The organism is Sphingomonas sp. J344 (assembly GCF_024700005.1).
Classification (GTDB): domain Bacteria; phylum Pseudomonadota; class Alphaproteobacteria; order Sphingomonadales; family Sphingomonadaceae; genus Sphingomonas.
The window spans coordinates 1,318,500-1,344,117 of the sequence record NZ_JAJONB010000001.1; the positions used below are offsets into that span (position 1 = coordinate 1,318,500).

Below are 25,618 nucleotides of genomic sequence, written 5' to 3' on the forward strand. Positions count from 1 at the left end.
TTCCTGCTCTACGGCCCCGATGAGGCGGGGGGCCAACGACCTCGCCGCGCGGCTGGGTCGGGCGATGGGTCCCGATGCCGAGCGTATCGATATCGAGGGCAATGCGCTGAAGGACGATGCCGGGCTGCTTGCCGGCGAGGCAGCGTCGCTGTCGCTGTTCGGTGGGGCGCGCTACATTCGGGTTTCCGGGATCGACGATGGCGGCACCGATGCGGTGCGGATGCTGATCGAGGCGGAGACGGCCGGGAATCCCGTAGTCGCGGTCGGCGGCGGGCTGAAAGGCACCGGACGACTGCTCAAGCTTGCGCTCGCCGCGCCCAATGTGATGGTCCATGCCTGCTATGTCCCCGATGCGCGCACCGCCGGGCAGCTGGCGACCGGAATCGCGCGCGAACATGGCTTGCGGCTGGTGGGCGGGGCGGCTGATCGGCTGGCGGCCATGTCAGGGGGCGATCGCGCGGTGCTGGCGCGCGAGATCGAGAAATTGTCGCTGTTCCTCGACGCCGCGCCCGATCGGCCGCGTGAGGCGGGGATCGAGGCGCTCGACGCGATTGGCGCCGATCTGGGTGAGGCCGAGATGTCCGGCGCGATCGAGGCGGTTGTGGGCGGTCGCCCGGCCGAGATCGGCGTCGAGCTGGCGCGGCTGGACGCGGCGGGGGTTTCGACGATTCCGCTGCTGCGCGGGCTGGTCCGCCGCCTGATGGCGCTGGCCGAGATGCGCGCCGATATCGATCATGGGCTGAGCCCCGCCGAGGTCGTCAAGAAGCACCGCGTCTTCTTCAAGGAAGAAGCCGCGACGATCCGCGCACTGCAACGGTGGAACAGCCCGATGCTGGCGCGCGCCGTGGAACGTGCGCGCGAAGCGGAACGCGCGATGACGCGCGGCGGGGGGAATGCAGGGCAGGTGCTGGCGGATCATGAGTTGGCGGTGCTGGCGCGGGGGGCGGCGCGGGGGTGAGTGGCGGCCAGTTTAGGGATATTGAATCGGCTCAAGACGACTCAAGACCCGACCGTGGCGTTCGCTGTGCGTTTCCACAAACCCGCGTTCACACAAGAACTTCTGGAGGCGTGGGTTCGGGTTGTCACAGGTGAGTGCGTGGACGTTCCACAAGACGCAATGATAGCCGCGGTCCTTCGCGAACGCAGTGACGAGCTTCCATAGCGATACAAGCACGCCCTCCCCGCCACCGTCGATGTGCGCGAGATTGACGGTGAGGCAATCATCATCCTTGTTGAACTCGGCAAGCACGGTTGCCGATCCGATGCGGAACGTGATGGGTCGCCCGAATGCGAGCAGTGCATTGAGCTCATCGCTCGGTAGAGCCCGCAGGGCTGCCGGAGTAAGGCCTTCTATTTCCACGCTGACTATCTGGCGGCGGATTCCGCAGGCGACAAGTCGACTCTATCTGTTCGTCACCCCGGACTTGTTCCGGGGTCCACTCATCCTCACGTCCGGCGGCTTGAAGTTCAAGCTCCGCGCTTGCCGCCCGGTGGACCCCGGCACAGGGCCGGGGTGACGAGGGGGGCAAGGTTCCACCAGTCCTCCCCCGGAGGGGGAGGTGGCATCGCGTAGCGATGACGGAGGGGTAGTTTCGTCGAGGGACATCGCCCAGCGGAGAGCTACCCCTCCACCGCCTTCGGCGGTCCCCCTCCCCCTCCGGGGGAGGAGTTTTTGAAGAAGAATGAGAAAGAAGAAGACCCTCCCCAACCCCTCCCGCAAGCGGGAGGGGCTTAAGAAGATCGTCATTAGATTCTTGTTTTAACTAGATTTTTTCGCCCGTCAGACGCTGGCAGATCATGTCGAGCTGATCCAGCGTCGAGTAGGCGAGCGTCAGCGCCCCGCCCTTTTCACCAAAGCTGATCTTGACGTTGAGGCCGAGCACGTCGCCCAGCTGGCGCTCCAGCGCGGCGATGTCGGCGTTGCTGCCGCCGCCCGCTTTGTCGCCGCCGCCCTTCCCCGCCGCGCGCGGCTTGGCGTCGCGGGCGAGCTTTTCGGTTTCGCGGACGGAGAGGTCGCGTTCGACGACGATCTTGGCGAGCTTCTCCGGGTCGGGCGCGCCGATCAGCGCGCGAGCGTGGCCCATCGTCAGCCCGCCCTCGACCACGCGCTGGCGCACGCTTTGCGGCAGGTCGAGCAGGCGGATCAGGTTGGCGATATGGCTGCGCGACTTGTGGACGATCCGCGCCAGCGCCTCCTGGCTATGGCCGAAATCGTTGATCAGCTTCGAATAGGCCTCAGCCTCCTCGATCGCGTTCAAATCCTCGCGCTGGATATTCTCGACGATCGCGATTTCGATCGTCTGCGCCTCGTCGAGGTCGCGGACGATGACCGGCACTTCATGCAGCCGCGCGCGCTGGGCGGCGCGCCAGCGGCGCTCACCGGCGACGATCTGATAATCCTTGCCGTGCGGGCGCACGACGATCGGCTGAATCAGCCCGCGCATCGCGATCGACTTGGCGAGCTCTTCCAGCGCATCCTCGTCGAAATGGCGGCGCGGCTGCTCCGGGTGCGGGGCAAGCGAGCTGACCGGCAGCATCCGCACCCCCATCGATGGTTCGGTACCGGGGCGGACGGGCTCTTCGCGCTCGGCATCGCCCAGCAGCGCGCTGAGGCCGCGGCCGAGGCCGGGTCGCGCCTTGCGCGTGCTGAGTGGCGCGGCAGCGGGAGTCGGGGTCTCTTCGGTCATGCGGCCTTCTTCAGCTTGGGCAGGCGATCGATCACTTCGCGCGCAAGGGCGATATAGGCTTCGGATCCGGCGCAGCGATAATCATAGATCAGCGCCGGCAGCCCGTGGCTCGGGGCTTCGGACAGGCGGACGTTGCGTGGGATCACCGTGTCGAACACCACCTTGCCCAGCACGGCGCGGACGTCATCGGCGACCTGATCGGTCAGGCGATTGCGGCGGTCATACATGGTCAGGACGACACCGAGGATCGACAGGCCCGGGTTGAAGCGGCCGCGGATTCGCTCGACCGTGTTGAGCAGCTGACTGAGCCCTTCCAGCGCGAAAAACTCGCACTGCAGCGGAACGAGCAGCGCGTCCGACGCGACCATCGCGTTGATCGTGAGCAGGCCGAGCGAGGGCGGGCAGTCCATCAGCACCACGTCCCAGCGCTTGGCGCTGCGCTCGATCGCTGTGGCGAGGCGGTGGGTGCGTGCCTCGAACTCGATCAGCTCGATCTCTGCGCCCGACAGGTCGACCGTCGCGGGGACGATATCCAGGCCGGGTACACGGGTGGGGACGACCACATCCTCCAGATTGGTCTCACCGATCAGCAGGTCATAGGTCGAGCGCTCGCGATCCGCGCGGCCGATTCCGAGGCCGGTCGAGCAATTTCCTGAGGATCGAGGTCAAGCAATAACACCCGCTGGCCGGTCGCGGCGAGCGCCGTGCCGACATTGATCGCAGTCGTGGTCTTGCCCACCCCACCCTTCTGATTCGCGATGGCGATGCAGATCATCTGGGGCGTACCTCTTTGGCGACAACGATGAGCGAGTCCGGTGCGGTCACGCTCGGTTCCACGTGGAACGAACCTTGCCACCATAGCTTGGCATCTTCCACCTCCGATTGTGCATTTCTCCCCTTTGGGAGCACCCAGATTGTGGATCTGTCGGTGCGATGCCGGGCAATGCGGAAGACGGTGTCGAGAGTGCCGACCGCGCGTGCCGTTACCACCGCCGCGCGCCCCTTGGTCCGCTCGACCTTTGCCGTGTGGATCGTGACATTGGTCAGGCCAAGGGTATCCGCGCAATGCTGAAGAAACGCAGTGCGCAGCTTGCGGGGTTCGACCAATTCGACCGGGCCATCGCGGAGGATCGCGAGGACGATACCGGGCAGGCCGGCGCCGCTGCCGATATCGAGCCAGAGCCCGCCGGCATCGCCATGCTTGAGCAGCTGCGCCGAATCGACGATATGCCGCGCCCAGATCGCATCGAGCGTGGAGGGTGACACGAGATTCTGTCGCGTCGCCTCATCGCGCAACAGATGCACAAATTGCGCGAGCCGTGTTTCACGTGAAACATCATGGCGTGCGCTGATCCAGCGGCGGGCTTCGTCTTCGGTCATGCAGCCCGCTTCACATGGAGCAGGATTGCGGTCAACGCGGCGGGGGTGATGCCACGCACGCGCGCTGCGTCGCCCAGCGTCGCCGGGCGCGCCGCTCCGAGTCGTTCGACCATCTCGTTGGAGAGGCCGGGGACAGCGCAATAGTCGAGCGAATCGGGAATGCGGGTGCCATCTGCACGGATCATGGCCGCAGCCTCCGCCGCCTGGCGTTCGAGATAGGGGGCGTAGCGGGCGTCCTCGATCAGTTCGCCGAGGACCGCCGGGTCACTGTCTGCGGTGTCGATGCCGAGATGGTCGAGCGTCACTGCGGGAAAGCGCAGCCATTCGAACGCGGTGCGCCGCGCGCCGTCCTGCGCAACAAGCGACCCCGCCTGCCCCATCGCATGGGCGGTGATGCTGTGCGAGAAGCGCTGGTCGAGCGCTTGCCGGGCGGCGGCGCGGGCGCTGATGAATGCCTGACGCTCCGGGCCAAGACAGCCGGCTGCGTCACCCAATGCGGCGAGGCGGGTCTGGGCGTTGTCGGCGCGCAAGTACAGCCGATGTTCGGCACGCGCGGTCAGCATGCGGTAGGGCTCGGTCACGCCCTGAAGCGTGAGATCGTCGATCATTACCCCGATATAGCTGATCTGACGCGGGAACAGCGTGGGCGCGCGACCGAGAGCCGCAGCGGCGGCGTTAATGCCCGCTACCAGACCCTGCGCGGCGGCTTCCTCATAGCCGGTCGTGCCGTTGATCTGCCCGGCGCAGTACAGGCCAGGAAGATCCCGGCACTCCAGTTGGTGCGTCAGCGAGCGGGGGTCGACATGGTCATACTCAACGGCATAGCCCGGGGTAACGATGCGCGCGTGTTCAAGCCCCCGCATCGACGCGATCATCGCCGCCTGAATGTCGGTCGGCAGCGAGGTCGACAGGCCGTTGGGATAGACGAGGTGGGTCGCGAGCCCTTCGGGTTCCAGGAAGACCTGATGCCCGTCGCGGTCGCCGAAGCGAAAGATCTTGTCCTCGATCGATGGGCAATAACGCGGACCCCCGGCCTCGATCGCCCCGCTGAACAGGGGTGAACGATCTAATCCAGTACGAATGATCGCATGCGTCTCGAGCGTGGTACGGGTGATTGCGCAGGCAAGTTGGGGCAGACGCGGTCCGCGCGTCATCGGCGACATGCGCCAGTCGTCGGCGTCGCTCGGCTGTTCCTCGAGCGCCGCCCAGTCGATCGTGCGGCCGTCGAGCCGAGGCGGCGTGCCGGTTTTGAGTCGGGTGATCGGCAGGCCGCAGTCGCGCAGCTGGATACCGAGTGCGGTCGCAGCGCGCTCCCCTACCCTGCCACCCGTCTCACGCTCCTCCCCGCGGAAGATGCGGCCACCCAGGAAGGTGCCGCTGGCGAGGATGACGGCGTGGGCGTGCAGCTTGGTGTCATCTGCAAGGCGGATACCGGCGATGCGTCCGCCTTCAAGGAGCAGCGCGACCGCTTCTCCCGCGACGATCCCCAGTCCCTGCTGGGCGGCGAGCATCGTCTGGATCGCGGCGGAATAGCGTATGCGGTCGGCTTGGACGCGGGGGCCCTGCACCGCTGGGCCCTTGGAGCGGTTCAGCAGGCGATAATGGATTGCGGCGGCATCGGCGGCGCGGGCGATCAGGCCGTCGAGCGCGTCGACTTCACGGACGAGATGGCCCTTACCCAGACCACCGATCGCCGGGTTGCACGACATTGCGCCGATCATCGCGGGATCGAAGGTAACAAGCGCTGTCCGTGCACCGCAGCGCGCAGCCGCAGCTGCCGCTTCGGTACCGGCATGGCCGCCGCCGATCACGATCACGTCATATGTGTGCATGGGTGCCGCATAGCGATGTGCGGGGATCACGTCAAAAACGTTCCACGTGGAACACTCACTTGCCGATGCAGAATCGCCCGAACAAGGTGTCGAGCATCGCTTCGACATCGGCGGCACCCGTCACGCGATGAAATGCGCGAAGCGCCGTACGAAGCTCCTCCGCCACCAGCAGCGCGTCCCGCTCCCGCGCTGCGCGACGCAGCGCCGAGGCAGCTTGCCCCGCGAGCCCCCGCTGACGCGCGTTCAGCGCGACGGCGTCTGATGGCGGCAGCAACGTTGCGGCAACTCCGCCAATCATGGTCCACAGGGCTTCGATGCCCTGCCCGGTCGCCGCCGATACGCTATGGCGCGCATCGACCGGACGTCCACGACCGGGTTCGTCAATACGGGGACGAATCAGCAGATGGTTGACCGCCGCCACCTCGACTGACGGCGGTCCGTCGTCGAGCCACAGCACGAGGTCCGCAGTCTCGATTGCCGACCGCGCGCGGGCGATCCCGATTTCCTCGACCATATCCGCGGGGGTTTCGTTCAGACCTGCGGTATCGGTGAGCAGATACGCGACCCCGTCGCGCATCACCGGCACTTCGATCCGGTCACGTGTGGTTCCCGCGAGTGGTGAGACGATGGCTGCTTCGCGACCCGCCAAAGCGTTGAGCAAGGTCGATTTGCCCGCATTGGGCGATCCGGCGAGCACGATACGGATGCCGTCGCGAACCCGTTCGACCGGCGGCTGGGCGATCGCCGCCTCGATCGCAACCGCAAGCAGGTCGGCGTCGCGAGCCACCGCGTCGAGCACATCGCCCTCCGCGGCCACATCTTCTTCGTCGCCATGATCGAGCATTGCCTCGATCAACGCAGAGAGCCGAAGCGCGCTGGTGGCCCAGCCTTCGATCTGAGCGCGCACTCCGCCTTCTGCCGCACGCAGTGCAGTGCGGCGCTGCATCTCGGTCTCGGCGGCGAGCAAGTCACCCAATCCTTCGGCTTCGGTCAGGTCGATCCGACCGTGAGCGAGCGCGCGGCGGGTAAACTCGCCTGGTTCGGCACCGCGCAGCCCCGGAAGCGCGGCAAGCGCAGCCTCGACCGCGCGCACCACCGCGCGGCCGCCGTGGAGGTGAAGTTCGGCAAGATCCTCACCGGTCGCGGTCGCGGGGCCGGGAAAGACCAGCACCAGCGCGCGGTCGAGCGGTTCGCCATCGCGCCGCAAGGTCCGCAGCGATGCGCGACGCGGCGGGGGCAACTCGCCCACCAGCGTGGCGACGGCGGCGAACGCCCGAGGACCGGAAATTCGGATGACCGCGATGCCGGCGGGCAATGCCCCGCTCGACAGCGCGTAGATCGTCTCGCTCACTCGCTGCCGCTGCGCTTGCCCATATCGAACATGCCGCGCCAGAAATTCATCCCGGCCTCACCCATCGGGGTCCAGCTCTTCATCATCGACTCGATCATCTCGGGATTGATCCCGCCCTTCTCGATCGATCGAGCATCATCTGGATGTAGCGGTCGTGCACCGGGGTGAAATCGGGCAGGCCCATCGCGCGACGCGCCTCTTCGGGGGTGCAGTCGACCTCGACATTGATCTTCATGTGTCTTCTCCACTTGAGCCCGAAGCATCCCCTGCCCTACGCTCGCCCCATGTATGCGCGCGACCATGCCCTGATCGCAACGCCCATCGGCCCGATCCGGATCGAAGGCGACGAAGAAACGGTACTGCGCGTGACGCTGGGTGTCGCGGAACCGGTTGCGGACGGGAGATATGCAGCTGTCCGTGCCGCGGCCGAACAGCTGCGCGCCTATTTTGCGGGCGAACTCAAGAGCTTCGACCTCCCCCTTCCCATGATCGCTTCGGCGCGCGGCCAGGTGCTTCGCGACGGCTTGGTCGCCCTTCCCTATGGCGAGACCGCGAGCTACGGCGAGCTGGCCCGGCGACTCGATTCCGGGCCGCGTGCGATCGGGCAACTGTGCGCGCGCAATTCCCTGCCCGTCATCATCCCGTGCCACAGGGTGACCGCCGCGGGCGGCGCGCTGGGGAGCTATTCGGCGGGCGACGGCCCCGCGACCAAGAAATGGCTGCTCGACCACGAGCAGCGCCACGCCTGACCCGAAGGAGAGTTTCATGGCGAGCACCGACATCCAGGCAATCGACGGCAGCGGAAGCTTTGCCGCTTATCGCGCCGACCCCGAAGGCGCACCGCGCGGCGCAATCGTGGTGATTCAGGAAATCTTTGGCGTCAACGAAGGCATCCGGCGCAAGTGCGATCATTTTGCGTCACTCGGCTATATGGCGTTCGCGCCCGACCTGTTCTGGCGGCTGAGGCCCGGCATCCAGCTCGACCCCGATATCGAGTCGGAATTTCAGGAAGCGCTCGGCTGGATGGGCAAGTTCGACCAGGACAAGGGCGTCGCGGATATCGAGGCGACAATCCGCGCAGCGCGCGCCGCAAGCGGCGGCAAGGTCGGGGTTACTGGCTATTGCCTGGGCGGACGCCTCGCCTTCATGGCCGCGGCGCGCACCGATAGCGATGCCAGCGTCGGCTATTATGCGGTGGGCGTGGACGGGCTGCTCGGCGAAAAACATGCCATCGCCAATCCGCTGATGCTGCACATCGCCGGCGAGGACGGATTCGTCCCCGCCCCGGTGCAGAAGGCGATGCATGACGGGCTGGACGGCCACCCCAAGGTGACTCTGCACGACTATCCGGGCGAGGACCACGGCTTTGCCACCGAGATGGGCAACAGGCGGTCGGATACGGCGGCGCGGCTGGCCGACAGCCGGACCGAAGCGTTCTTCGCCGAGCATATCGGCTGACACGAAAAAGGGGCGGCGTCGTAACGGACACCGCCCCTTTTCTGTTGTGGGATCAGACCCTTAGCGGAACAGCTGAAGGATGCCGACATCCTGGTCGGTGATCCCGGTGTAGATCATCGACCCGGCGACATAGACGATCACCAGCAGACCGACCCAAGCGATCCAGCGATAGCGTTCGATGTACTTGGCGATGACGTTCGCCGCGACGCCCATCAGTGCCACCGCGATAACCAGGCCGACCATCAGGATACCGGGATGGTCGCGCGCCGCGCCGGCAACGGCCAGCACGTTGTCGAGGCTCATCGACACGTCGGCGACTGCGACAGCCCAGGCGGCACCCGCAAAGCTCTTCGCCGGCTTCAGGCCCGAATGCTCGTCACCCGCAATTTCGGGCGAGCCGGCGCTTTCACCGGCACCATGGCCGATTTCGCGGTACATCTTCCACGCCACCCACAGCAGCAGCACGCCGCCAGCGAAGATCAGTCCGATGATCGCCATCAGCTGAGTCACGACCAGCGCGAACGCGATGCGCAGCACCAATGCCGCGATGATGCCGATCAGGATCACCTTCTTGCGCTGATCCGCGGGAAGACCCGCCGCAAGCGCGCCGATGACGATCGCATTGTCGCCCGCCAGCACGATGTCGATCAGGATTACCTGCCCGAACGCCAGCCAGGCTGACCCGCTGCCTGAGAACAGGCCGGCAAAGTCGTTGACGATATGACCCCAGATTTCGGTCATGGGTTCCCCTTCTTATTGGTCTGCACAGCGCAACGCATAATCAAACATCGCGGGTCCGTCATGGGCAAAGCCCATGACGTCGAACGAGCCGTTCGGACGCTTCGACGAGTCCTGATCTAGCAGCGCTAAATCAGGCCGCCTTGGTCACTGATTCATGCTGTCGAAGAAGTCTTCGTTGGTCTTCGAATCCTTCATCTTGTCGAGCAGGAACTCCATCGCATCGGTGGTGCCCATCTGCATGAGGATGCGGCGCAGCACCCACATCTTCGACAGCGTCGGCTTGTCGAGCAGCAGCTCTTCCTTGCGCGTGCCGCTCTTGCCGACGTCGAGCGCCGGGAAGATGCGCTTGTCCGCGACCTTGCGGTCGAGCACGATTTCGGAGTTGCCGGTGCCCTTGAACTCTTCGAAGATCACCTCGTCCATGCGGCTGCCGGTGTCGATCAGCGCGGTCGCGATGATCGAAAGCGACCCGCCCTCCTCGATGTTGCGCGCGGCGCCGAAGAAGCGCTTGGGCCGCTGGAGCGCATTGGCGTCGACACCGCCGGTCAGCACCTTGCCCGAGCTGGGCACGACGGTGTTGTAGGCGCGGCCGAGGCGGGTGATCGAATCGAGCAGGATGACGACATCCTTCTTGTGTTCGACCAAGCGCTTGGCCTTTTCGATCACCATTTCGGCGACCTGGACATGGCGCGTGGCGGGTTCATCGAAGGTCGAGCTGACCACCTCGCCCTTCACGCTGCGCTGCATGTCGGTGACTTCCTCGGGTCGCTCGTCGATCAGCAGGACGAGCAGGAACACCTCGGGATGGTTGTCGGTGATCGCCTTGGCGATGTTCTGCAGCATCACCGTCTTGCCGACGCGCGGCGGTGCGACGATCAGCGTGCGCTGGCCCTTGCCCTGGGGCGACACGATGTCGATGACCCGCGCCGACTTATCCTTCTGGGTCGGATCGGCGGGGTCGAGCGTGAGCTTCTGATCCGGGTAAAGCGGGGTCAGGTTGTCGAAATTGACGCGGTGGCGGACGGCGTCGGGATCGTCGAAATTGACACTGACCAGCTTGGTCAGCGCAAAATAGCGCTCGCCATCCTTGGGGGCGCGAATTTCACCTTCGACGGTGTCGCCCGTGCGCAGGCCGAATTTGCGGACCTGATTGGGCGAGACATAGATGTCGTCGGGACCAGCGAGATAGTTGGACTGGGGGCTGCGCAGAAAGCCGAAGCCGTCCTGAAGCACCTCGATCGTGCCCTCGCCCATGATCAGTTCGCCATTCTCGGCCTGGGCCTTGAGGATCGCGAACATCAAATCCTGCTTGCGCAGCGTCGACGCGCTTTCGACACCAAGTTCCTCGGCCATCGACACCAGTTCGGCGGGCGCGGTTTTCTTCAAATCTTTCAAGTGCATGGGAGAAGTCCGTCTGGCGATCGCTATGGGTTTTCGGGCGTTTGGACGCGCAGGTCGCGATGGCTTGAGGAAAAAAGGAGGGACGCCGGGCCGCCGCCAGGACGGCGACGCGACCCCAGCGGATTAGGATTCGCCCTGTGGCAAGTCAAGCGATCAGGCTGACATCAGCCTGACAGACTGACAGAAACACACGGGTTTGCGGCGAACGGGACGGGTTTGCGACCGGTTCGGGTCGGGAAAGCAACCGCGACGCGACACCGGCGCGACACGTGCGGGACTTCGAGTCACCACATGCGCGCGCCTGATGCGACAGAAACAGGCCGCACCGCGACAGCTATCGACCGCCGCGCGACAATGACGCAGCGGGATCGCGCCTACAGATAACAGGTTCAATCGGTCAAAGAGCGGCATCCGGGGATGCGCGCCGAGGAGAACAAAGAAAATCCAACATTACAAGCATATTGGACGCGCGATCAGAACGGGCGGACCACCGCCAGGATGACGATCAGCGCGACGAAGATCGCGGGCATTTCGTTGGCGAGGCGCAGCTGTTTGGAGGTCAGCGACCCCTGCCCCGTCGCGAGCTTCTTCGAATAGCCGACCGCCCAGCCATGATAGCCCGAGAGCAGCAGGACGAGCAGCAGCTTGGCATGGAGCCAGCCCAGACCCGCGCCGCCTTCGAACAGGCCGAGATTGATCGCGAGGGCGATGCCGAGCAGCCAGACGATGACCAGCGACGGGGTGAGGATCACGCGGCGCAGCTTTGCCTCACGCTCTTTCCACGCCTTGGCCTGGACCGGGTCGGCCAGCGCCTCCTGATGATGGACCAGATAGCGCGGGAGGATGAACAAGCCGGCCATCCAGAAGATCACGAAGATGACGTGCGCGGCCTTGGCCCACAGCCAGGCATTGCCGAGAAATCCGGTCATCAACGCGTCCCCCTGACGATGCCGATCAGCTGTTCGACATGGGCAATCGGCGTATCCTGTTGAATGCCGTGGCCCAGATTGAAGATATGGGGGCGGTCGCGCAGGGCATCAACCACGCGGGTGGCGGCGGCCCGCAATTCCTCACCGCCGGCGATCAGCGCGAGCGGATCGAGATTGCCCTGAACCGGCATTCCCGCGGGGAGTTCGCGATGCGCCCAGACCGGATCGACCGTCTCGTCGAGGCCAATCGCGTCCACGCCGGTTTCGCGGGCGTAAGCGGCGAGCTTGCCGCCCGCACCCTTGGGGAATCCGATGATCTGGGCATCCGGGCAACGCGCGCGCAGGCCCGCGACGATCGCGGCGTTGGGGGCGATCACCCAGCGTTCGAATTGCGCGGGGCTGAGCGACCCGGCCCAGCTGTCGAACAGCTGCACCGCCTCGACCCCAGCCTCGATCTGCTTCGCCAGATAGTCGATCGACATTGCGACGATCGCGTCGATGATCGCCTGGAATGCACCGGGATCGGCATAGGCCATGCGGCGCGTCTCGCTCTGGTCGCGACTGCCTTGTCCTGCGACCATGTAGGTCGCGTTGGTCCACGGACTTCCTGCAAAGCCCAGAAACGTCACCTCAGGCGGCAAGGCGGCGGCGACGCGGCGCACAGTGCCATAGACCGGGTCGAGCCGCTGTGGGGCCGCTGTGAGGCTTTCCAGCGCATGATCGACCAGCCTGGGGGGCAAGGCGCGGCCCCTCCCCCGCCTCGAACCACAGATCCTGGCCGAGCGCATGCGGTACGACGAGAATGTCGGAAAACAGGATCGCGCCGTCGAAGCCGAAGCGGCGGATCGGCTGGAGCGTGATCTCCGCCGCGGCGTCGCTGTCGTTGACCAGTTCGAGAAACCCGCCCTTTTCGGCCCGGAGCGCGCGATACTCGGGAAGGTATCGGCCCGCCTGACGCATGAGCCACATCGGCGGTGCATCGACGCGCTCGCCTGACAGCACTCGGAGCAGTTTCTTCGGAGTCACAGGACCGTCCGTCTCTCTCAACAAAAATAAGAAGAAGAATCTAAGTAGGATGTAGTTGTACGTTGGTGCGTGGATGCCGGGGCTTAGGCGTTCGTCCCCATTCTGCCAACAGATTGACCGGGCGGACTCCCGCGATTCCGCCGCGATTCGATTCAGTCGTCCCCGTTATCCACAGCCTGTGTGGCGGATCGCCTGGCTGTGGGCGCGGTTGTGGACGAATGATCCGGAGCGTGGACCGACTCCCACGCTTGGCGGGTGTTGCGCGTTGCGCTAGCGATTTCCCCATGTTTTCCACAGATCCGTCCAGACTAGGCGTTTTCCTCCCCTCCCGCTTGCGGGAGGGGTCGGGGAGGGCCTGTTTTTGGATGTTTCCGGAGTGGACACGCCCTCCCCTAGCCCCCTCCCGCAAGCGGGAGGGGGAATCTTTGAAACTCCACCTGCACCTTCTCTCCGATTCCACCGGCGAGACGCTGGAGAATATCGCCAAGGCGGCGCTGGCGCAGTTCGACGATGTCGAGGTGTTGCGCCATTTCTGGCCGATGGTGCGCAGCGAAACGCATCTCGAGCGCATCCTCGCCGAAATCGCGCAGAATCCGGGGCTGGTGATCTTCACGCTGGTCAATCCGGAGATCCGCCGCCAGCTCGAGACGCGGTGCCGCGCGATCGGCTTGCCAGCGGTCGCACCGCTCGATCCGGTCAATCATGCGTTGTCCAACCTGCTGGGACAGGAGATGAAGGCGCGGCCGGGGCGGCAGCATATGCTGGACGCCGCCTATTTCGCGCGCGTGGACGCGATCCAGTTCACCATCGCGCATGACGATGGGGTGAATTGGGAGAATTGGGAGGAGGCGGACATCGTGCTGGCGGGCGTGTCGCGCACGTCGAAGACGCCGACGTCGATCTACCTCGCCAATCGCGGGTTCAAGGTCGCAAACATCCCGATCGTGCCGCAATCGCCGCCGCCCGACCTGCTCTATCGATTGAAGAACCCGATGGTGGTCGGGCTGACCACCAGCCCCGAGCGGCTGATCCAGGTGCGGCGCAACCGGCTGCTCGCGCTCAACCAGCAGGATGAGACCAGCTATATCGAGCAGGAAGCGGTGCAGAAGGAGGTCGCCTATGCCCGGCGCATGTTCGCCGACAATGGCTGGCCGGTGATCGACGTGACGCGCCGGTCGATCGAGGAGACAGCGGCGGCGATCATTACCATGGCCAATGAGCGCGTCAACGCGGAGGCGCGGCCATGATCGTGCTGGCTTCGACCAGCGCGTCGCGGCGCGCGATGCTTGCGGCGGCGGGCGTGGCGCACGAGGCGCTGCCAGCGCATGTCGATGAGGATGCGGTCAAGGCGAGCCTTGGAAAAGTCGCGCCGCGCGACTTGGCCGATGCGCTGGCCGAGATGAAGGCGCTCAAGGTCAGCCAGCGTGTGCCGGGGACATTGGTGCTGGGCGGGGGATTCGGTGGTGGCGATCGAGGACGGGACGTTGGTCGACAAGCCGGTCGATCGCGCCGATGCCGAGCGGCACCTCAAGATGCTGTCGGGCAAGCGCCACGATCTCTACAGCGCGGCGGTGATCGCGGAGAATGGCCAAGCGCTGTGGCGGCATGTCGATCGCGCGCGGCTGTGGGTCAGGCCGCTGTCGGATCGGTTCATCGCCGAGTATCTCGATGCCGAGTGGCCCGCGATTTCGGGCTGTGTCGGCTGTTACCGGGTCGAAGGTCCGGGGGTTCAGCTGTTCAGCCGGATCGAGGGCAGCCACTACACCATCCTGGGGATGCCGCTGCTCAACATCCTCGATTTTCTGCGGACCAGAGGCAAGTTGACGTCATGACCACCCCTTTTGCCCCCCATATGCTGAGGTGATCGGCGACCCCATTGCACAGTCCAAGTCGCCGCTGATCCATGGCTTCTGGATCGACAAGCTTGGGCTCGACGCCCGCTATGCCAAGACGCTGGTAACGCCCGAGGGGCTGGGCGATTTCTTCGCCTCGCGGCGTGACGACCCCGACTGGCGCGGGTGCAACATCACCGCCCCGCACAAGGTGGCGGCGCTCGACCATGTGCCCGATCCGGGCGGGGTGCGCGACAGCATAGGCGCGATCAATACGGTGTTTCGCGGGGCGAATGGCGCGTTGATCGGGACCAATACCGATGCAGCCGGCTTCTATGCGCCGATTGCCGAGTTCGATCTGGAGGGCGCGCCGGTCGCGGTGGTCGGTGCGGGCGGCGCGGCGCGCGCGATCCTGTTCGCGCTGGCGCGGGCGGGGGTGGAGCGGGTCACCATCCTCAACCGATCGCCGTTGAAGGCGATGGGGCTGCTTGCGACCTTCGGGTTGAAGGGCGATGCGGTGCCGCTCGACGCGCCGCTGCCGCCGGTGGCGCTGCTGGTCAATGCCAGTTCGCTGGGAATGGTGGGGCATCCGCCGCTCGACCTCGACTTGTCGAACCTGCCCGAAGATGCGCTGGTCTATGACGCGGTCTATGCGCCACTCGAGACCGGGCTGCTCGCGGCGGCGCGGGCGCGCGATCTGGAGACGGTCGACGGGCTGGAGATGCTGATCGGCCAGGCGGCGCTGGCGTTCGAGCTGTTCTTTGGCGAACCGGCACCGCGCGAACATGATGCCGAGTTGCGAGCGCTGCTGCTGGCATGACCCTGATTCTCGGTCTCACCGGGTCGATCGGCATGGGCAAATCGACCGTCGCGGCGATGTTTGCCGAGGCAGGGGTGCCGGTATTCGACGCCGATGCTGAGGTGCACCGGCTGCAGGGGCCGGGCGGTGCTTTGGTCGCGCAGATCGAAGCCGAGTTTCCCGATACGACGACCGAGCTGGGGGTGGATCGCACGCTGCTGGGCGAGGCGGTGTTCGGCAACCCGGAAGCATTCAAGCGGCTGGAAGGGATTGTGCATCCCGCCGTTGCGCATGCGCGCAATGAATTTCTCAAGGCCAATGCCGACAAGCCGCTGGTGCTGCTCGACGTGCCACTGCTGTTCGAAGCGGGTGGCTGGCGGCAGGTGGACAAGATCGTCGTCGTCTCCGCGCCGGCCGAAATTCAGCGTGAACGAGTGCTGTCGCGGCCCGGCATGACGGTCGAACGCTTCGAGTCGATCCTTGCCAGGCAACTGCCCGATGCGGAGAAGCGCGCGCGCGCAGATTTCGTGATTTCGACCGGCGGGTCCAAGGATGAGACAAGGGCCGAAGTTGCCGCGCTGATCGCTTGCCTCGCGCGCGAAACAGGCGGATAAGCAGGGCATGCGCGAAATCGTGTTCGACACCGAAACGACCGGCCTGAGCTACAGCGCCGGGCACCGGCTGGTGGAAATCGGGTGCGTCGAGCTGATCAACCGCGTGCCGACCGGTCGTCATTTCCACCGCTACCTCAATCCCGATCGCGACATGCCGATCGAGGCGTTCGCGGTGCATGGCCTGTCGGAGGCGTTCCTGGCCGACAAGCCGCGGTTCCACGAGATTTGCGACGATCTGATCGAATTTCTGGGCGATTGCCCGCTGATCGCGCACAATGCGATGTTCGACCTGGGATTCATGAATGGCGAGCTGAAGGCGTGCGGGCGCGCACTGCTGCCGGTCGATCGCATCGTCGATACGCTGCAGATCGCGCGCGCCAAGCATCCCGGGGCCAAGCATACGCTCGACGCGCTGTGCGTGCGCTATGGCGTCGACCTGTCGGCGCGCGAGCTGCACGGCGCGCTGCTCGACGCGCAGTTGCTGGCGCAGGTGTTCATCGAATTGACCGGCGGACGCCAGATTGCGCTTGGGCTCGCGGTGGAACAGGCGGCCGGACCCGAGCGGATCGAGTTCGGCGCCGCGAAGACGCATGTGCGACCGGCACGCATTTTTGTGCCGAGCGATGCGGAACTGGCCCGCCATTCGGCGTTTATGGCCGGGTTCGAGGACCCAGTGTGGGGAACGGAGGCGTCCGGTTGACGCTGTCGGCCCCCATTCCTAGGTGCTCCTCTTGTTAGGACGGAGGAAAATATGGATATCCGGGTTTCTGGTCACCAGGTGGACACGGGCACTGCGCTGAGGCAGCACGTGGACGACCGGCTCCAGGGTATCGCCGAGAAATATTTCGCCCGCGCGATCTCGGCCCAGGTCACGTTCGGCAAGGGGCCGCATGATTACGGCTTCACCTGCGACATCGTCGCGCACGTGATGCAGGGGCTGGTGCTCAAGGGATCGCATGCCGCGCAGGAGGCGCACCTTGCGTTCGACGGTGCCGCCGACAAGATCGAAAAGCAGCTGCGCCGGTACATGCGCCGCCTGAAGGACCGCAACAACGGCCAGCAGCAGGCGATGATGGATGCCGCCTATGACGCGGGCTACACCGTTTTCCAGATCGAGACCGATGAGGAAGAGGCCGCCGACGCGCCGCCGATCATCGCCGAAACGCGGGTGGACGTGCCCGATGCGAGCGTGTCGGACGCGGTGATGATGCTCGACCTGCGCAACACCAATGCACTGCTGTTCAAGAATACCGGAACCGGCACCTACAACATGGTCTATCGCCGCACCGACGGCACGATCGGCTGGGTCGAACCCAACCGGGCGGCCTGACGCGGGACGATGCACGATCTCCATGATCTGCTGACGCCCGAGGCGGTGGCTTCGGGCGTGACGGCGGGCAGCAAGAAGAAGCTCTTCGCGCTGCTCGCCGACGTCGCGGCGCGGGCCTATGGGCTCGACGCCGCGACCGTCGCTGCCGCGCTTGCGGCGCGCGAGCGGCTGGGCACGACTGGCTTTGGCGGCGGAATCGCGATTCCGCACGGGCGGATCGAGGGGCTGGAGAGCGTGCGCGGGGTGATGATGCGGCTCGACCGGCCGATCGATTTCGCCGCAGTGGACGACAGTCCGGTGGATCTGGTGTTCATGCTGCTGTCGCCGGTGAATGCCGGGGCCGAGCATCTGAAGGCGCTGGCCCGGGTGTCGCGGCGGCTGCGCGATCGCGGCTTTACCGCCAAATTGCGCGGCGCCGGGTCGGCCGATGCCATCTATGCGCTGCTCGCGGGGACCGAAGCGCGTGACGCCGCAGCCTGACGCGATCGCGGCGGTCGGGGCAGAGGCGCATCATCGCGCGCTCGAATCGCTCTATGCCGCCGCGCCCATCAACCAGCTGTTCGAATCGCGGCTGGAGATCGCGCGCGCCGGCGTGGCGCATATCCGCTTCACCATCGACGAACGTCATTTCCACGCGGGCGGCGCGGCGCATGGGACGAGCTATTTCAAGATGCTCGACGATGCCGCCTTCTATGCGGCGAACAGCCTGGTGACCGACCGGTTCCTGCTCACCACGGCGTTCAACCTGCTGTTCACAAAGCCGCTGGGTCCGGGACCCGTGACCGCCGAGGGGCGCTGGGTCAGCGGGCAAAGGCGGGTGTTCGTCGCCGAGGCGCGGTTGATCGACGCGAGCGGCGAAGAGGCGGCGCGCGGGACCGGCACCTTCATGAAGTCGCGGATCGCGCTGGCCGGGCTGCCCGGTTATCGCACTGCGCGATGAGCGCCCGGCTCGCCAGCGGGCTGATCGTCAATGCGCTGATCCGCCGGGTCAATGCCGAAGGCGGGAGCGCGATGGTGCTTGCCAGGGGGCATGAAGAGGCGGGCGCGATCCTGGTCCTGACGCTGGAGCGCGGCATGAATCCCGGCTTTTTCGAGCGCGGAATCGGGGCGGATGGCGAGCCAGCGCTGGTGCGCAGCGGCCCATCGGCGTTCGAAGATCCGTTCGGGGTGAGCGACTACTGGCAGCGTCGCCGCAGCCGCGACCCCGACCTGTGGGTGGTCGAACTGGATATCGCAGCGGCAGAACGGTTCGCCGCTGAAACGATTATCGGCGCTTGACGCACCGCAACATCGGCGGCAGAGGCGCGCGACGTTATAAATAGCGTTGTGCCGTCGGGGTCAGAGGCCGGTGGTTACGCAGTCGGGGGCAAGCCCGATCGGTCCGTGCAAAAGCACCCCGTGGGACCGAATCGCGCACCAACCGCACAGTATCGATGTTGAATGTCTTTCTCGTTCCGGGCTGCGATGATCGCGGCCACGACCCTGACCATTGCCGCAGGCATTGGCGCAACGGCCCCGGGTATCGCCGGAGAAGCCGAAAAGACCCCGGTCCAGGCGATTAACGAAGCCGCGACCGAACAGGTTCCCACGATGGGCGAATCGCTTGCCGCGCTCGACGCCGACGATGCCGCCCTCCCCCAGGACTCAGATTCCGAATCCGCCACCTACGCGACGCTGGCCGCTGCGGTCGCCGCGCAGGACGCGGTCGCCGACGATGCCGAGCTCAACTGCCTCGCGATCGGCGTCTATTACGAATCCAAGGGCGAGCCGCTCGAGGGCCAGCTCGCGGTCGCCGAGGTGATCCTCAACCGCGCCAAGTCGGGCCGCTTCCCGGCATCGGTGTGCGGCGTGCTCACCCAGCGCGGCCAGTTCTCCTTCGTCCGCGGCGGTCGTCTCGTCCAGCCACCGGCGGGTGCGCGTGCGTGGAAGACCGCGCTCGCGGTGGCACAGGTCGCACGCGACGATGCCTGGGACAGCAGCGTATCGAACGCGCTGTTCTTCCATGCCCGTTATGTCTCGCCCGGTTGGCGCCGCGCGCGGGTCGGCAGCGTCGGCAACCATATCTTCTATCGTTGATCCTGCCGGACGGGCTTTCGTTCGTTCGTCAAATGTTCTAAGGGCCGGGGATGGTTTCGATGCCTTCCCCGGCCTTTCCCGTTGATCCAGAGCTCGACGCTGCGGCTGCGCCACTCATCGCCGCCGATGTGACGCGCGGCGTTTGCCGCATGCTGCTGCGGCACGAGACGATTGCGATGGCGGAAGTGCCGCTGGGCGATGGACGACGCGCCGACCTGATGGCGCTCAACCTGCGCGGCGAGATCGTGATCGTCGAGGTCAAGGTGTCGCGCGCCGACCTGATCGGCGACGGCAAGTGGACCGACTATCTCGCCCATTGCGACCGTTATTTCTGGGCCGTGCCGGCTGGATTCGATCTGGCGCCGTTCGACCGTCCCGATTTCCTGCCCGAGCGCGCCGGGGTGATCGTCGCCGACCGCTACGACGCGGCGATCGTGCGCGAGGCGCGGACCGTGCCGCTGGCGAGCGCGACACGGCGCAAATGCACATTGGCCTTTGCCCGCCGCGCGGCGCGGCGGGTGATCACGCTGACCGACCCCGAAGCGGATGGACTGGGTTGGGGTAGTTAGAAACTCGGGCCGGAGACCGCGCGCTTCTGGACCTTGGGGGCATTTTTGAGCGCTTCGGCGACGGCCGGCGCGCGGGTATCGCGGGCGGCATAGTCGCGAGCGCTCAGGCCCGCAAGCCGATCGACCATGTCGGGGTCGGCACCGCTGGTGAGGAGCAGCTGGACCAGTTCGAGATCGCGGCGCTGGACGGCGCGCATCAGCGGAGTCTCGCCCCCATTATTGGCCAGATTGACATTGCCCTTGCGGGTGAGGATTTCCCGGATCCCCTCGGGCCAGTTGGCCTCGACGGCAAGCATCAGCGGACTGTTGCCCTGCCCGTCCTGCAGATTCACATTGCCCCCGCGCGCGAGGATGAAGCGCAGATAGGTCATGTCGCGGCGCTTGGCGACGATATGGATCGCCGCGTCGCCATCGTCGCCCTTGACGTTGACGATCGTCTGGCCGGGCGCGCTCAGATATTCGGTGACCTTGTTGCCATCCTGCTCGCGCACAGCCTTGAGGAACAGATAGCTTTCGGAAAAGCGCTGGGCACCAGCGGGAAGCGCAACGCACAGCAGTACCGCGGCGAATACGAGCCGGGACGAAACGGTCAACATGGTCGGAACAAACCCCCGATAGGATGCAAGCCTTGCCTAACCCTCCCTATCAGATCATGGGTCGCCTTGTCATGAACAGGATATCCTTCTTCGCGCTTCCATTGGCTTTGGCGCTCGCCGCCTGCGGCGGAGGTGCGCCGCAACCCAAGTCGCTCGCCGACGCCCCGCTCGCCGGAGCGTCGATCGGCGGGCCGTTCACGCTGGTCAATGGCGACGGCAAGACCGTCACCGAGAAGGCGTTCGCCGGCAAGTACCGGATCATGTATTTCGGCTACACCTTCTGCCCCGATGTCTGCCCGGTCGATGTCCAGAATATCGGCGGCGCGATGAAGCGGCTCGATCAGCAGAATCCCGAGCTGGCGGCGAAGATCGTGCCGGTCTTCGTGTCGATCGACCCGGCGCGCGACACGCCGGCGGTGGTCAAGGAGTTCACGGCCGCGTTCCACCCGCGCATGGTCGGGCTGACCGGGAGCGCGGCGCAGGTCGATGCGGCAGCCAAGGTCTATCGCGTCCCCTATGCCAAGCGCGAGACGCCGACCGGCTATCTGATGGACCATGGGCGTCAGGCCTATCTGATGGGCCCCAATGGCGAACCGATCGCGCTGCTGCCGCAGGAACAGAGCCCTGACGCGATCGTCGCGGAAATCACGCGGTGGATCGGCTGACCCGCTTCTGGGAAATGCCGCTCGCCCGGCTCGACCGCGCGCAGTGGGAGGCGCTGTGCGACGGGTGCGGCAAATGCTGTCTGCACAAGATCGAGGACGCCGATACCGGTGACCTCTATGCGACCAATGTCGCATGCCGCCTGCTTGATCGCGATCAGGGGCGGTGCAGCGATTATCGCCATCGCCACGCCTATGTCGCCGAATGCGTGCGGCTGAATGCGGGGAATGTCGACGACATTCCGTGGCTGCCGGTGACCTGTGCCTATCGGCTGCGCGCGGCGGGCGAACCGCTGCCCGACTGGCATTATCTGATCTCTGGCAGCCGCGAGAGCGTGCATGAGGCGGGTGAATCGACCCGTGGCTGGACGATTTCGGAGGATGTCGCCGGCGACCTCGAGCATCATATGGTCGACCGTATCCTGTGAGCGTGCCGATCCAGGTCGTGCGCCATCCGCGAGCGCGGACGATGCGGTTGTCGGTCGATCAGGCGACCGGTGCGGTGCGGCTGACGATTCCGCCGCGCGCGCCCGCCGGGCCGGCGCTGCGCTGGGCCGAGGGGCAGGGGGAGTGGATTGCGAAGGCACTCGCCAACCGCGCCGCGCCGACGCCATTCGAACCGGGGGCGACGATCCTGTATCTGGGCGAAGAGGTTGCGCTGGGCTGGGACAGCGGGTTTCCGCGCACCCCGGTGCTCGACGATGGGCAGATCATCGTGGGCGGGCCGCGGGAGGGCTGTGAGCGACGGATCGAACGCTGGTTGCGTAGACAGGCGCTCGACACGCTGAGCGCCGAGACCGCCGAATATGCGACCCTATCCGGGGTTACGGTCAGCAAGGTTGCAATCGGCGATCCCAAGGGGCGCTGGGGCAGCTGCGCGTCGTCGGGGGTGATCCGCTATAACTGGCGGCTGATCCTCGCCCCGCCTGCCGTGCGCCGCGCGACGGTGGCGCATGAGGTGGCACATCGCACGCACATGAACCACAGCCCGGCGTTCCATGACTTGGTCCGCACGCTCTATGGCCGCGACCCTGTGCCGGAACGGGCGTGGCTGCGCAGCAACGCGATGCGGCTTCATTCGTTCGGGCGGTCGTCCTGAGGCGCGCGTAGCGGCTCGCGCGGCGGCTGTTGCTGCTGCTGCGGCGGGCGGTCGGCGGGGTCGCGGCGCGGTGCCGGTTGCGGGTCGCGCGGGGCGTCGCGGCCGGTCATGCGGTCGAGCCAGTCCTGGCTGATGCCGCCCTCATCGCTCGCTGCGGGCTCGCCTTCGATCGCCTCGCCACCCTCGCCGCCGTCGCGCGCGACCGGATTGCCGTCTTCATCGACGAACACGCCATTATCGGCTTCACCCCACGCCTCTTCATCAGGCTCAAGCTGCCATTCGGGCAGCGTCACCTCGGTCTCGAAATTCTCGACCGGGCGATTGGCGACGGCGACGCGCATGAAATTGGCGAAGGCACGTGCGGGCGCGGTGCCGCCCTGAAGCCCGCCGACGCGCTTGGCATCGTCGCGGCCCATCCATACGCCGGTGGTGAGGCCGGAGGAGAAGCCGAGGAACCAGCCATCCTTGTTCGAGGACGTCGTGCCGGTCTTGCCCGCGACGGGGCGGCCGATCTGCGCCGCGCGACCGGTGCCGGTGTTGACCGCGGTCTGGAGCAGATCGGTCATCTGCGCCGCGACATAGGGCGCGACCAGCACGCGCGAGGTATCGACTTCATGCTGGTAGATCACCGCGCCGTTCGCGGTAACGCGGGTGATGGCATAGGGGGTGACCGCCACGCCCTTTTGCCCGACCGATGCGAACGCGCGGGCCATGTCGATCAGGCGGACGTTGGAAGTGCCGAGCACCATCGCCGGCTGAGTATTGATCGGCGTCGTGACGCCAAAGCGCCGCGCCATGTCGGCGACGGTCCCGAAGCCGGTCTCCTGTCCCAGCTTTGCCGCGACGGTGTTGATCGAATAGGCGAAGGCAGAGCGCAGCGTCATCTCGCCGCTGAATCGTCCGCTATTGTTGCGCGGGCTCCAGCCGTTGATCGTCACCGGTTCATCGACCACGCGGTCCTCGACCTTGCGCCCCGATTCCAGCGCGGCGAGATAGACGAACAGCTTGAACGCCGATCCCGGCTGGCGGGTCGCCTGGGTCGCGCGGTTGTAGATCGACGAGACATAGTCGCGCCCGCCGACCATCGCGCGTACCGCCCCGTCACGATCGAGGCTGACCAATGCACCCTGCGCCCCTGCCGGCGTGTTCGCCTGAATCGCCTGGGTCGCGGCATTCTGCATCTTGAGGTCGATCGTCGTCCACACGTCGAGCGGGGCAACGGTCTCGTCGATCAGCACTTCGAGCTGGGGCAGCGCCCAGTCGGTGAAGTAACGGACGCTGTTCTGCTTGGGCGCGGCGGCGAGCTTGACCTTGGCGGGGCTTGCGGTCGCGGCCTCTTCTGCGGTCAGCGCACCGGTTTCGACCATCACGTCGAGCACCACGCTGGCGCGCCCGACCGCTGCCTGCGCATCGGCGGTCGGCGAGTAGCGTGACGGTGCCTTGACCAGACCCGCGATCACCGCCGCTTCCGACAGGGTCAGATTGGTCGCCGGATGGCCGAAAAAGGTGCGCGACGCGGCGTCGATGCCATAGGCACCACCGCCGAAATAGACCTTGTTGAGGTAGAGTTCGAGGATCTGGTCCTTGGTGAACTTGCGCTCCAGGGCGAGCGCCAGGATCATCTCCCGGAACTTGCGCCCGACATCGTATTTGTTCGACAGGAAGATGGTGCGCGCGACCTGTTGCGTGATCGTCGACGCGCCCTGAAGCCGGCGGCCGGTGCCGCGATTGTCGATCGCGAATTTGGTGATGCGCATCAGCGCGACCGGATCGACGCCCCAGTGCGAGCGGAATCGGCGATCCTCGATCGCCACCATCGCGTCGCGCATTGGCTCCGGAATCTTGTCATATTCGATCCACTCGCCATAGCTCGGCCCGAGCGACACGATCACCGTGCCGTCGGCGGCATGAACGCGGATCATCTGGCCGTTGGGCGAGGATTTGAGCTCCTCATAGCTCGGCAGCGACGCCTTGGCCGTATAGACCGCGATCAGCAGCGCGATGAACGCCGCGAGCGCCGTGAGCGCGGCTCCGCCAGCCACCCAGATAAGGATGCGGCGCGCCTTGGGCGAGAGCGTTGGTTTGCGGATGGCCATTGGACGCTGTGTGACGATTTACGAGTGAACCGATGCTGTCACAAGCGTTTCGATCGCGTGAATCATTCGTCCGATAACGCTGCTCGGGCGCGGAACTCCAACGCGACCGAGTTGATGCAGTAGCGCAGGCCGGTGGGCGGCGGGCCGTCGGGGAAGACATGGCCCTGATGTCCGTCGCATCGGGCGCAACGGACCTCGACCCGGGTCATGCCGTGGCTGACATCGCGATGCTCGCTGACATGATCGGTCGCGACCGGTCGGGTGAAGCTGGGCCAGCCCGATCCCGAATCATATTTGTCGTCGCTGTCGAACAGTTCGAGCTGACACCCGGCGCAGCGATAGATGCCGTCGGCCTTGTTGTCCGAATAATGGCCCGAAAAGGCGCGCTCGGTCCCGGCTTCGCGCAGCACATGATATTGTTCGGGAGTAAGGCGCTGGCGCCACTCCGACTCAGGCAGGTTGAGCTGATCCATGCGCGCAGATGTGTGGTGCGCCGTGGCTCCCGTCAATCGGCGGGTGCATCCTTCCACGCCCACCACAGTTGTGCCGGGGGCATGTTCCACCATTCCATCGCATGATCGATGCGCGGGAAATGCGGGGTCAGGAAATTGCGCACGTTCGGATTGAACTGATAGACCAAGAACTGACCGCCAGGGCGCAGGACGCGATGCGTTGCCTCGGCGATTTCCTCGCCCACTCCGGCGGGCAGGGTCGAGAAGGGCAGGCCCGACAGGACATAGTCGGCATGCGTCTCGCCATGGTCGGCGACGATCGCGTTCACGTCAGCCGCCGATCCGTGAATCGCCGAAAAGCGCGGGTCGACGATCGTCGCACGCAGATAGGCGACGAAATCCGGGTTGGTGTCGATGACGATATATTTGGCGTTCGGGCCGAGCCGGTCAAGGATATGGCGGCAGAAGGTGCCGACGCCCGGGCCATATTCGACGAACAGGTTGCACCGGTCCCAATCCACCGGGCCGAGCATCTTGCGGATCAGCTTGCCCGAAGAAGGAATGATCGAACCGACCATCACCGGATGCTTGAAAAATCCCTGGAGAAACAGCGCCTGGGGCGAAAGCGGGCGCGAAGTCTTGCGCTTCGTGCGGGCAATCGTGGTCGAACCGGTCATCAACAATCCTC

28 protein-coding genes and 4 pseudogenes are annotated in these 25,618 nt (G+C 65.8%); 17 read left to right on the forward strand and 15 right to left on the reverse strand.

The window, feature by feature from the left end:
* Positions 1 to 19: 19 nt before the first annotated feature.
* Positions 20 to 958, forward strand: coding sequence for a DNA polymerase III subunit delta (gene holA, locus LRS12_RS06660; protein WP_257843873.1), 939 nt, complete (start codon positions 20 to 22; stop codon positions 956 to 958).
* A 12-nt stretch (positions 959 to 970) separates the two neighbouring features.
* Here the strand turns inward: holA and LRS12_RS06665 are convergent, their stop codons facing one another.
* From LRS12_RS06665 to LRS12_RS06695, 7 genes and pseudogenes are all read right to left on the reverse strand, one after another.
* Entirely contained in the window at positions 971 to 1,360 is a 390-nt protein-coding gene (locus tag LRS12_RS06665; RefSeq protein WP_257843874.1) for a hypothetical protein, read from the reverse strand.
* Between the two features lie 403 nt (positions 1,361 to 1,763).
* Complete coding sequence (locus LRS12_RS06670) at positions 1,764 to 2,687, reverse strand: ParB/RepB/Spo0J family partition protein (RefSeq protein ID WP_257843875.1); 924 nt, start codon at positions 2,685 to 2,687, stop codon at positions 1,764 to 1,766.
* Positions 2,684 to 3,462, reverse strand: a pseudogene (locus LRS12_RS06675) (ParA family protein). The gene LRS12_RS06670 and the pseudogene LRS12_RS06675 overlap by 4 nt, the downstream one beginning before the upstream one ends.
* Positions 3,459 to 4,067, reverse strand: coding sequence for a 16S rRNA (guanine(527)-N(7))-methyltransferase RsmG (rsmG, locus tag LRS12_RS06680; protein ID WP_257843876.1), 609 nt, complete (start codon positions 4,065 to 4,067; stop codon positions 3,459 to 3,461). The pseudogene LRS12_RS06675 and the gene rsmG overlap by 4 nt, the downstream one beginning before the upstream one ends.
* Complete coding sequence (mnmG, locus tag LRS12_RS06685) at positions 4,064 to 5,899, reverse strand: tRNA uridine-5-carboxymethylaminomethyl(34) synthesis enzyme MnmG (RefSeq protein ID WP_257843877.1); 1,836 nt, start codon at positions 5,897 to 5,899, stop codon at positions 4,064 to 4,066. Before mnmG ends, rsmG begins: the two co-directional genes overlap by 4 nt.
* A 55-nt stretch (positions 5,900 to 5,954) precedes the next feature.
* A complete protein-coding gene (gene mnmE / locus LRS12_RS06690; protein ID WP_257843878.1) occupies positions 5,955 to 7,250 on the reverse strand; it encodes a tRNA uridine-5-carboxymethylaminomethyl(34) synthesis GTPase MnmE in 1,296 nt (431 codons plus the stop codon).
* A pseudogene (locus LRS12_RS06695) lies at positions 7,247 to 7,485 on the reverse strand (DUF6489 family protein). The gene mnmE and the pseudogene LRS12_RS06695 overlap by 4 nt, the downstream one beginning before the upstream one ends.
* Before the next feature lie 49 nt (positions 7,486 to 7,534).
* Here LRS12_RS06695 and LRS12_RS06700 point away from each other — a divergent pair.
* Positions 7,535 to 7,999: a methylated-DNA--[protein]-cysteine S-methyltransferase gene (locus LRS12_RS06700; protein WP_257843879.1), complete on the forward strand. Its 465-nt coding sequence runs from the start codon at positions 7,535 to 7,537 to the stop codon at positions 7,997 to 7,999.
* Between the two features lie 16 nt (positions 8,000 to 8,015).
* The gene (locus LRS12_RS06705; RefSeq protein ID WP_257843880.1) at positions 8,016 to 8,708 is read left to right on the forward strand and encodes a dienelactone hydrolase family protein; all 693 of its coding nucleotides are present in this window, start codon (positions 8,016 to 8,018) and stop codon (positions 8,706 to 8,708) included.
* Between the two features lie 60 nt (positions 8,709 to 8,768).
* On the opposite strand, the gene LRS12_RS06710 is transcribed toward LRS12_RS06705, so the two are convergent.
* The 4 genes and pseudogenes from LRS12_RS06710 to hemE all read right to left on the reverse strand — a co-directional run bounded on the left by LRS12_RS06710 (position 8,769) and on the right by hemE (position 12,748).
* Positions 8,769 to 9,449, reverse strand: coding sequence for a YjbE family putative metal transport protein (locus LRS12_RS06710; protein WP_257843881.1), 681 nt, complete (start codon positions 9,447 to 9,449; stop codon positions 8,769 to 8,771).
* 144 nt (positions 9,450 to 9,593) lie between these two features.
* The gene (rho, locus tag LRS12_RS06715; RefSeq protein ID WP_257843882.1) at positions 9,594 to 10,850 is read right to left on the reverse strand and encodes a transcription termination factor Rho; all 1,257 of its coding nucleotides are present in this window, start codon (positions 10,848 to 10,850) and stop codon (positions 9,594 to 9,596) included.
* 473 nt (positions 10,851 to 11,323) lie between these two features.
* A complete protein-coding gene (locus LRS12_RS06720) occupies positions 11,324 to 11,779 on the reverse strand; it encodes a CopD family protein (protein WP_257843883.1) in 456 nt (151 codons plus the stop codon).
* A pseudogene (gene hemE / locus LRS12_RS06725) lies at positions 11,779 to 12,748 on the reverse strand (uroporphyrinogen decarboxylase). Before hemE ends, LRS12_RS06720 begins: the two are co-directional and overlap by 1 nt.
* A gap of 482 nt (positions 12,749 to 13,230) precedes the next feature.
* Between hemE and LRS12_RS06730 the strand changes: the two are divergent.
* The 11 genes and pseudogenes from LRS12_RS06730 to LRS12_RS06780 all read left to right on the forward strand — a co-directional run bounded on the left by LRS12_RS06730 (position 13,231) and on the right by LRS12_RS06780 (position 20,025).
* On the forward strand, positions 13,231 to 14,052 hold the full coding sequence (locus tag LRS12_RS06730; RefSeq protein WP_257843884.1) for a pyruvate, water dikinase regulatory protein: 822 nt from the start codon (positions 13,231 to 13,233) through the stop codon (positions 14,050 to 14,052).
* Positions 14,049 to 14,637, forward strand: a pseudogene (locus tag LRS12_RS06735) (nucleoside triphosphate pyrophosphatase). The gene LRS12_RS06730 and the pseudogene LRS12_RS06735 overlap by 4 nt, the downstream one beginning before the upstream one ends.
* A 28-nt stretch (positions 14,638 to 14,665) precedes the next feature.
* Positions 14,666 to 15,457, forward strand: coding sequence for a shikimate dehydrogenase (locus tag LRS12_RS06740; RefSeq protein WP_257843885.1), 792 nt, complete (start codon positions 14,666 to 14,668; stop codon positions 15,455 to 15,457).
* Positions 15,454 to 16,050, forward strand: coding sequence for a dephospho-CoA kinase (gene coaE / locus LRS12_RS06745; RefSeq protein ID WP_257843886.1), 597 nt, complete (start codon positions 15,454 to 15,456; stop codon positions 16,048 to 16,050). The genes LRS12_RS06740 and coaE overlap by 4 nt, the downstream gene beginning before the upstream one ends.
* A 7-nt stretch (positions 16,051 to 16,057) precedes the next feature.
* Positions 16,058 to 16,750, forward strand: a complete 693-nt coding sequence (dnaQ, locus tag LRS12_RS06750; protein ID WP_257843887.1) for a DNA polymerase III subunit epsilon — start codon at positions 16,058 to 16,060, stop codon at positions 16,748 to 16,750.
* Between the two features lie 51 nt (positions 16,751 to 16,801).
* Positions 16,802 to 17,380 carry a ribosome hibernation-promoting factor, HPF/YfiA family gene (gene hpf / locus LRS12_RS06755; protein WP_257843888.1) on the forward strand — a complete coding sequence of 193 codons (579 nt, stop codon included), beginning with the start codon at positions 16,802 to 16,804 and terminating at the stop codon, positions 17,378 to 17,380.
* Positions 17,381 to 17,389: 9 nt separating this feature from the next.
* Positions 17,390 to 17,860, forward strand: a complete 471-nt coding sequence (locus LRS12_RS06760; RefSeq protein ID WP_257843889.1) for a PTS sugar transporter subunit IIA — start codon at positions 17,390 to 17,392, stop codon at positions 17,858 to 17,860.
* Positions 17,817 to 18,320, forward strand: coding sequence for a PaaI family thioesterase (locus LRS12_RS06765; protein ID WP_257843890.1), 504 nt, complete (start codon positions 17,817 to 17,819; stop codon positions 18,318 to 18,320). The genes LRS12_RS06760 and LRS12_RS06765 overlap by 44 nt, the downstream gene beginning before the upstream one ends.
* Positions 18,317 to 18,658, forward strand: coding sequence for a DUF1491 family protein (locus tag LRS12_RS06770; RefSeq protein ID WP_257843891.1), 342 nt, complete (start codon positions 18,317 to 18,319; stop codon positions 18,656 to 18,658). Before LRS12_RS06765 ends, LRS12_RS06770 begins: the two co-directional genes overlap by 4 nt.
* Positions 18,659 to 18,844: 186 nt before the next feature.
* Complete coding sequence (locus LRS12_RS06775; RefSeq protein WP_308222981.1) at positions 18,845 to 19,456, forward strand: cell wall hydrolase; 612 nt, start codon at positions 18,845 to 18,847, stop codon at positions 19,454 to 19,456.
* Between the two features lie 59 nt (positions 19,457 to 19,515).
* Positions 19,516 to 20,025, forward strand: coding sequence for an MmcB family DNA repair protein (locus LRS12_RS06780; RefSeq protein ID WP_257843893.1), 510 nt, complete (start codon positions 19,516 to 19,518; stop codon positions 20,023 to 20,025).
* Here LRS12_RS06780 and LRS12_RS06785 read toward each other — a convergent pair.
* Positions 20,022 to 20,621 (reverse strand): ankyrin repeat domain-containing protein, encoded by a 600-nt coding sequence (locus tag LRS12_RS06785; RefSeq protein ID WP_257843894.1) that lies wholly within the window; start codon positions 20,619 to 20,621, stop codon positions 20,022 to 20,024. The genes LRS12_RS06780 and LRS12_RS06785 overlap by 4 nt on opposite strands.
* Before the next feature lie 101 nt (positions 20,622 to 20,722).
* Here LRS12_RS06785 and LRS12_RS06790 point away from each other — a divergent pair, with 101 nt between their 5' ends.
* The 3 genes from LRS12_RS06790 to LRS12_RS06800 are packed head-to-tail and all read left to right on the forward strand — an operon-like array spanning position 20,723 to position 22,382.
* Entirely contained in the window at positions 20,723 to 21,286 is a 564-nt protein-coding gene (locus LRS12_RS06790) for an SCO family protein (RefSeq protein WP_308222982.1), read from the forward strand.
* Positions 21,283 to 21,711 (forward strand): YcgN family cysteine cluster protein, encoded by a 429-nt coding sequence (locus LRS12_RS06795; protein ID WP_374581263.1) that lies wholly within the window; start codon positions 21,283 to 21,285, stop codon positions 21,709 to 21,711. Before LRS12_RS06790 ends, LRS12_RS06795 begins: the two co-directional genes overlap by 4 nt.
* The gene (locus LRS12_RS06800; RefSeq protein ID WP_257843896.1) at positions 21,708 to 22,382 is read left to right on the forward strand and encodes a M48 family metallopeptidase; all 675 of its coding nucleotides are present in this window, start codon (positions 21,708 to 21,710) and stop codon (positions 22,380 to 22,382) included. The genes LRS12_RS06795 and LRS12_RS06800 overlap by 4 nt, the downstream gene beginning before the upstream one ends.
* On the opposite strand, the gene LRS12_RS06805 is transcribed toward LRS12_RS06800, so the two are convergent.
* The 3 genes from LRS12_RS06805 to LRS12_RS06815 form a co-directional block, all read right to left on the reverse strand.
* A complete protein-coding gene (locus tag LRS12_RS06805; protein WP_257843897.1) occupies positions 22,358 to 24,478 on the reverse strand; it encodes a transglycosylase domain-containing protein in 2,121 nt (706 codons plus the stop codon). The two genes, LRS12_RS06800 and LRS12_RS06805, sit on opposite strands and share 25 nt — an antisense overlap.
* Before the next feature lie 62 nt (positions 24,479 to 24,540).
* Positions 24,541 to 24,951, reverse strand: a complete 411-nt coding sequence (gene msrB, locus LRS12_RS06810; RefSeq protein ID WP_257843898.1) for a peptide-methionine (R)-S-oxide reductase MsrB — start codon at positions 24,949 to 24,951, stop codon at positions 24,541 to 24,543.
* Between the two features lie 32 nt (positions 24,952 to 24,983).
* Positions 24,984 to 25,607, reverse strand: a complete 624-nt coding sequence (locus LRS12_RS06815) for a class I SAM-dependent methyltransferase (protein WP_257843899.1) — start codon at positions 25,605 to 25,607, stop codon at positions 24,984 to 24,986.
* Positions 25,608 to 25,618 lie beyond the last annotated feature (11 nt).

Excerpts from the sequence above, each read along its gene's own strand:
- mnmG (WP_257843877.1), bottom strand. The coding sequence starts at position 5,899 with ATGCACACATATGACGTGATCGTGATCGGCGGCGGCCATGCCGGTACC.
- LRS12_RS06785 (WP_257843894.1), bottom strand. The coding sequence starts at position 20,621 with ATGTTGACCGTTTCGTCCCGGCTCGTATTCGCCGCGGTACTGCTGTGC.
- dnaQ (WP_257843887.1), top strand. The coding sequence starts at position 16,058 with ATGCGCGAAATCGTGTTCGACACCGAAACGACCGGCCTGAGCTACAGC.
- hpf (WP_257843888.1), top strand. The coding sequence starts at position 16,802 with ATGGATATCCGGGTTTCTGGTCACCAGGTGGACACGGGCACTGCGCTG.
- LRS12_RS06705 (WP_257843880.1), top strand. The coding sequence starts at position 8,016 with ATGGCGAGCACCGACATCCAGGCAATCGACGGCAGCGGAAGCTTTGCC.
- LRS12_RS06770 (WP_257843891.1), top strand. The coding sequence starts at position 18,317 with ATGAGCGCCCGGCTCGCCAGCGGGCTGATCGTCAATGCGCTGATCCGC.
- coaE (WP_257843886.1), top strand. The coding sequence starts at position 15,454 with ATGACCCTGATTCTCGGTCTCACCGGGTCGATCGGCATGGGCAAATCG.
- LRS12_RS06700 (WP_257843879.1), top strand. The coding sequence starts at position 7,535 with ATGTATGCGCGCGACCATGCCCTGATCGCAACGCCCATCGGCCCGATC.
- rho (WP_257843882.1), bottom strand. The coding sequence starts at position 10,850 with ATGCACTTGAAAGATTTGAAGAAAACCGCGCCCGCCGAACTGGTGTCG.
- LRS12_RS06720 (WP_257843883.1), bottom strand. The coding sequence starts at position 11,779 with ATGACCGGATTTCTCGGCAATGCCTGGCTGTGGGCCAAGGCCGCGCAC.
- LRS12_RS06760 (WP_257843889.1), top strand. The coding sequence starts at position 17,390 with ATGCACGATCTCCATGATCTGCTGACGCCCGAGGCGGTGGCTTCGGGC.
- rsmG (WP_257843876.1), bottom strand. The coding sequence starts at position 4,067 with ATGACCGAAGACGAAGCCCGCCGCTGGATCAGCGCACGCCATGATGTT.
- LRS12_RS06710 (WP_257843881.1), bottom strand. The coding sequence starts at position 9,449 with ATGACCGAAATCTGGGGTCATATCGTCAACGACTTTGCCGGCCTGTTC.
- LRS12_RS06765 (WP_257843890.1), top strand. The coding sequence starts at position 17,817 with ATGCGCTGCTCGCGGGGACCGAAGCGCGTGACGCCGCAGCCTGACGCG.
- LRS12_RS06805 (WP_257843897.1), bottom strand. The coding sequence starts at position 24,478 with ATGGCCATCCGCAAACCAACGCTCTCGCCCAAGGCGCGCCGCATCCTT.
- holA (WP_257843873.1), top strand. The coding sequence starts at position 20 with ATGAGGCGGGGGGCCAACGACCTCGCCGCGCGGCTGGGTCGGGCGATG.
- LRS12_RS06670 (WP_257843875.1), bottom strand. The coding sequence starts at position 2,687 with ATGACCGAAGAGACCCCGACTCCCGCTGCCGCGCCACTCAGCACGCGC.
- LRS12_RS06815 (WP_257843899.1), bottom strand. The coding sequence starts at position 25,607 with ATGACCGGTTCGACCACGATTGCCCGCACGAAGCGCAAGACTTCGCGC.
- LRS12_RS06775 (WP_308222981.1), top strand. The coding sequence starts at position 18,845 with ATGATCGCGGCCACGACCCTGACCATTGCCGCAGGCATTGGCGCAACG.
- msrB (WP_257843898.1), bottom strand. The coding sequence starts at position 24,951 with ATGGATCAGCTCAACCTGCCTGAGTCGGAGTGGCGCCAGCGCCTTACT.
- LRS12_RS06780 (WP_257843893.1), top strand. The coding sequence starts at position 19,516 with ATGCCTTCCCCGGCCTTTCCCGTTGATCCAGAGCTCGACGCTGCGGCT.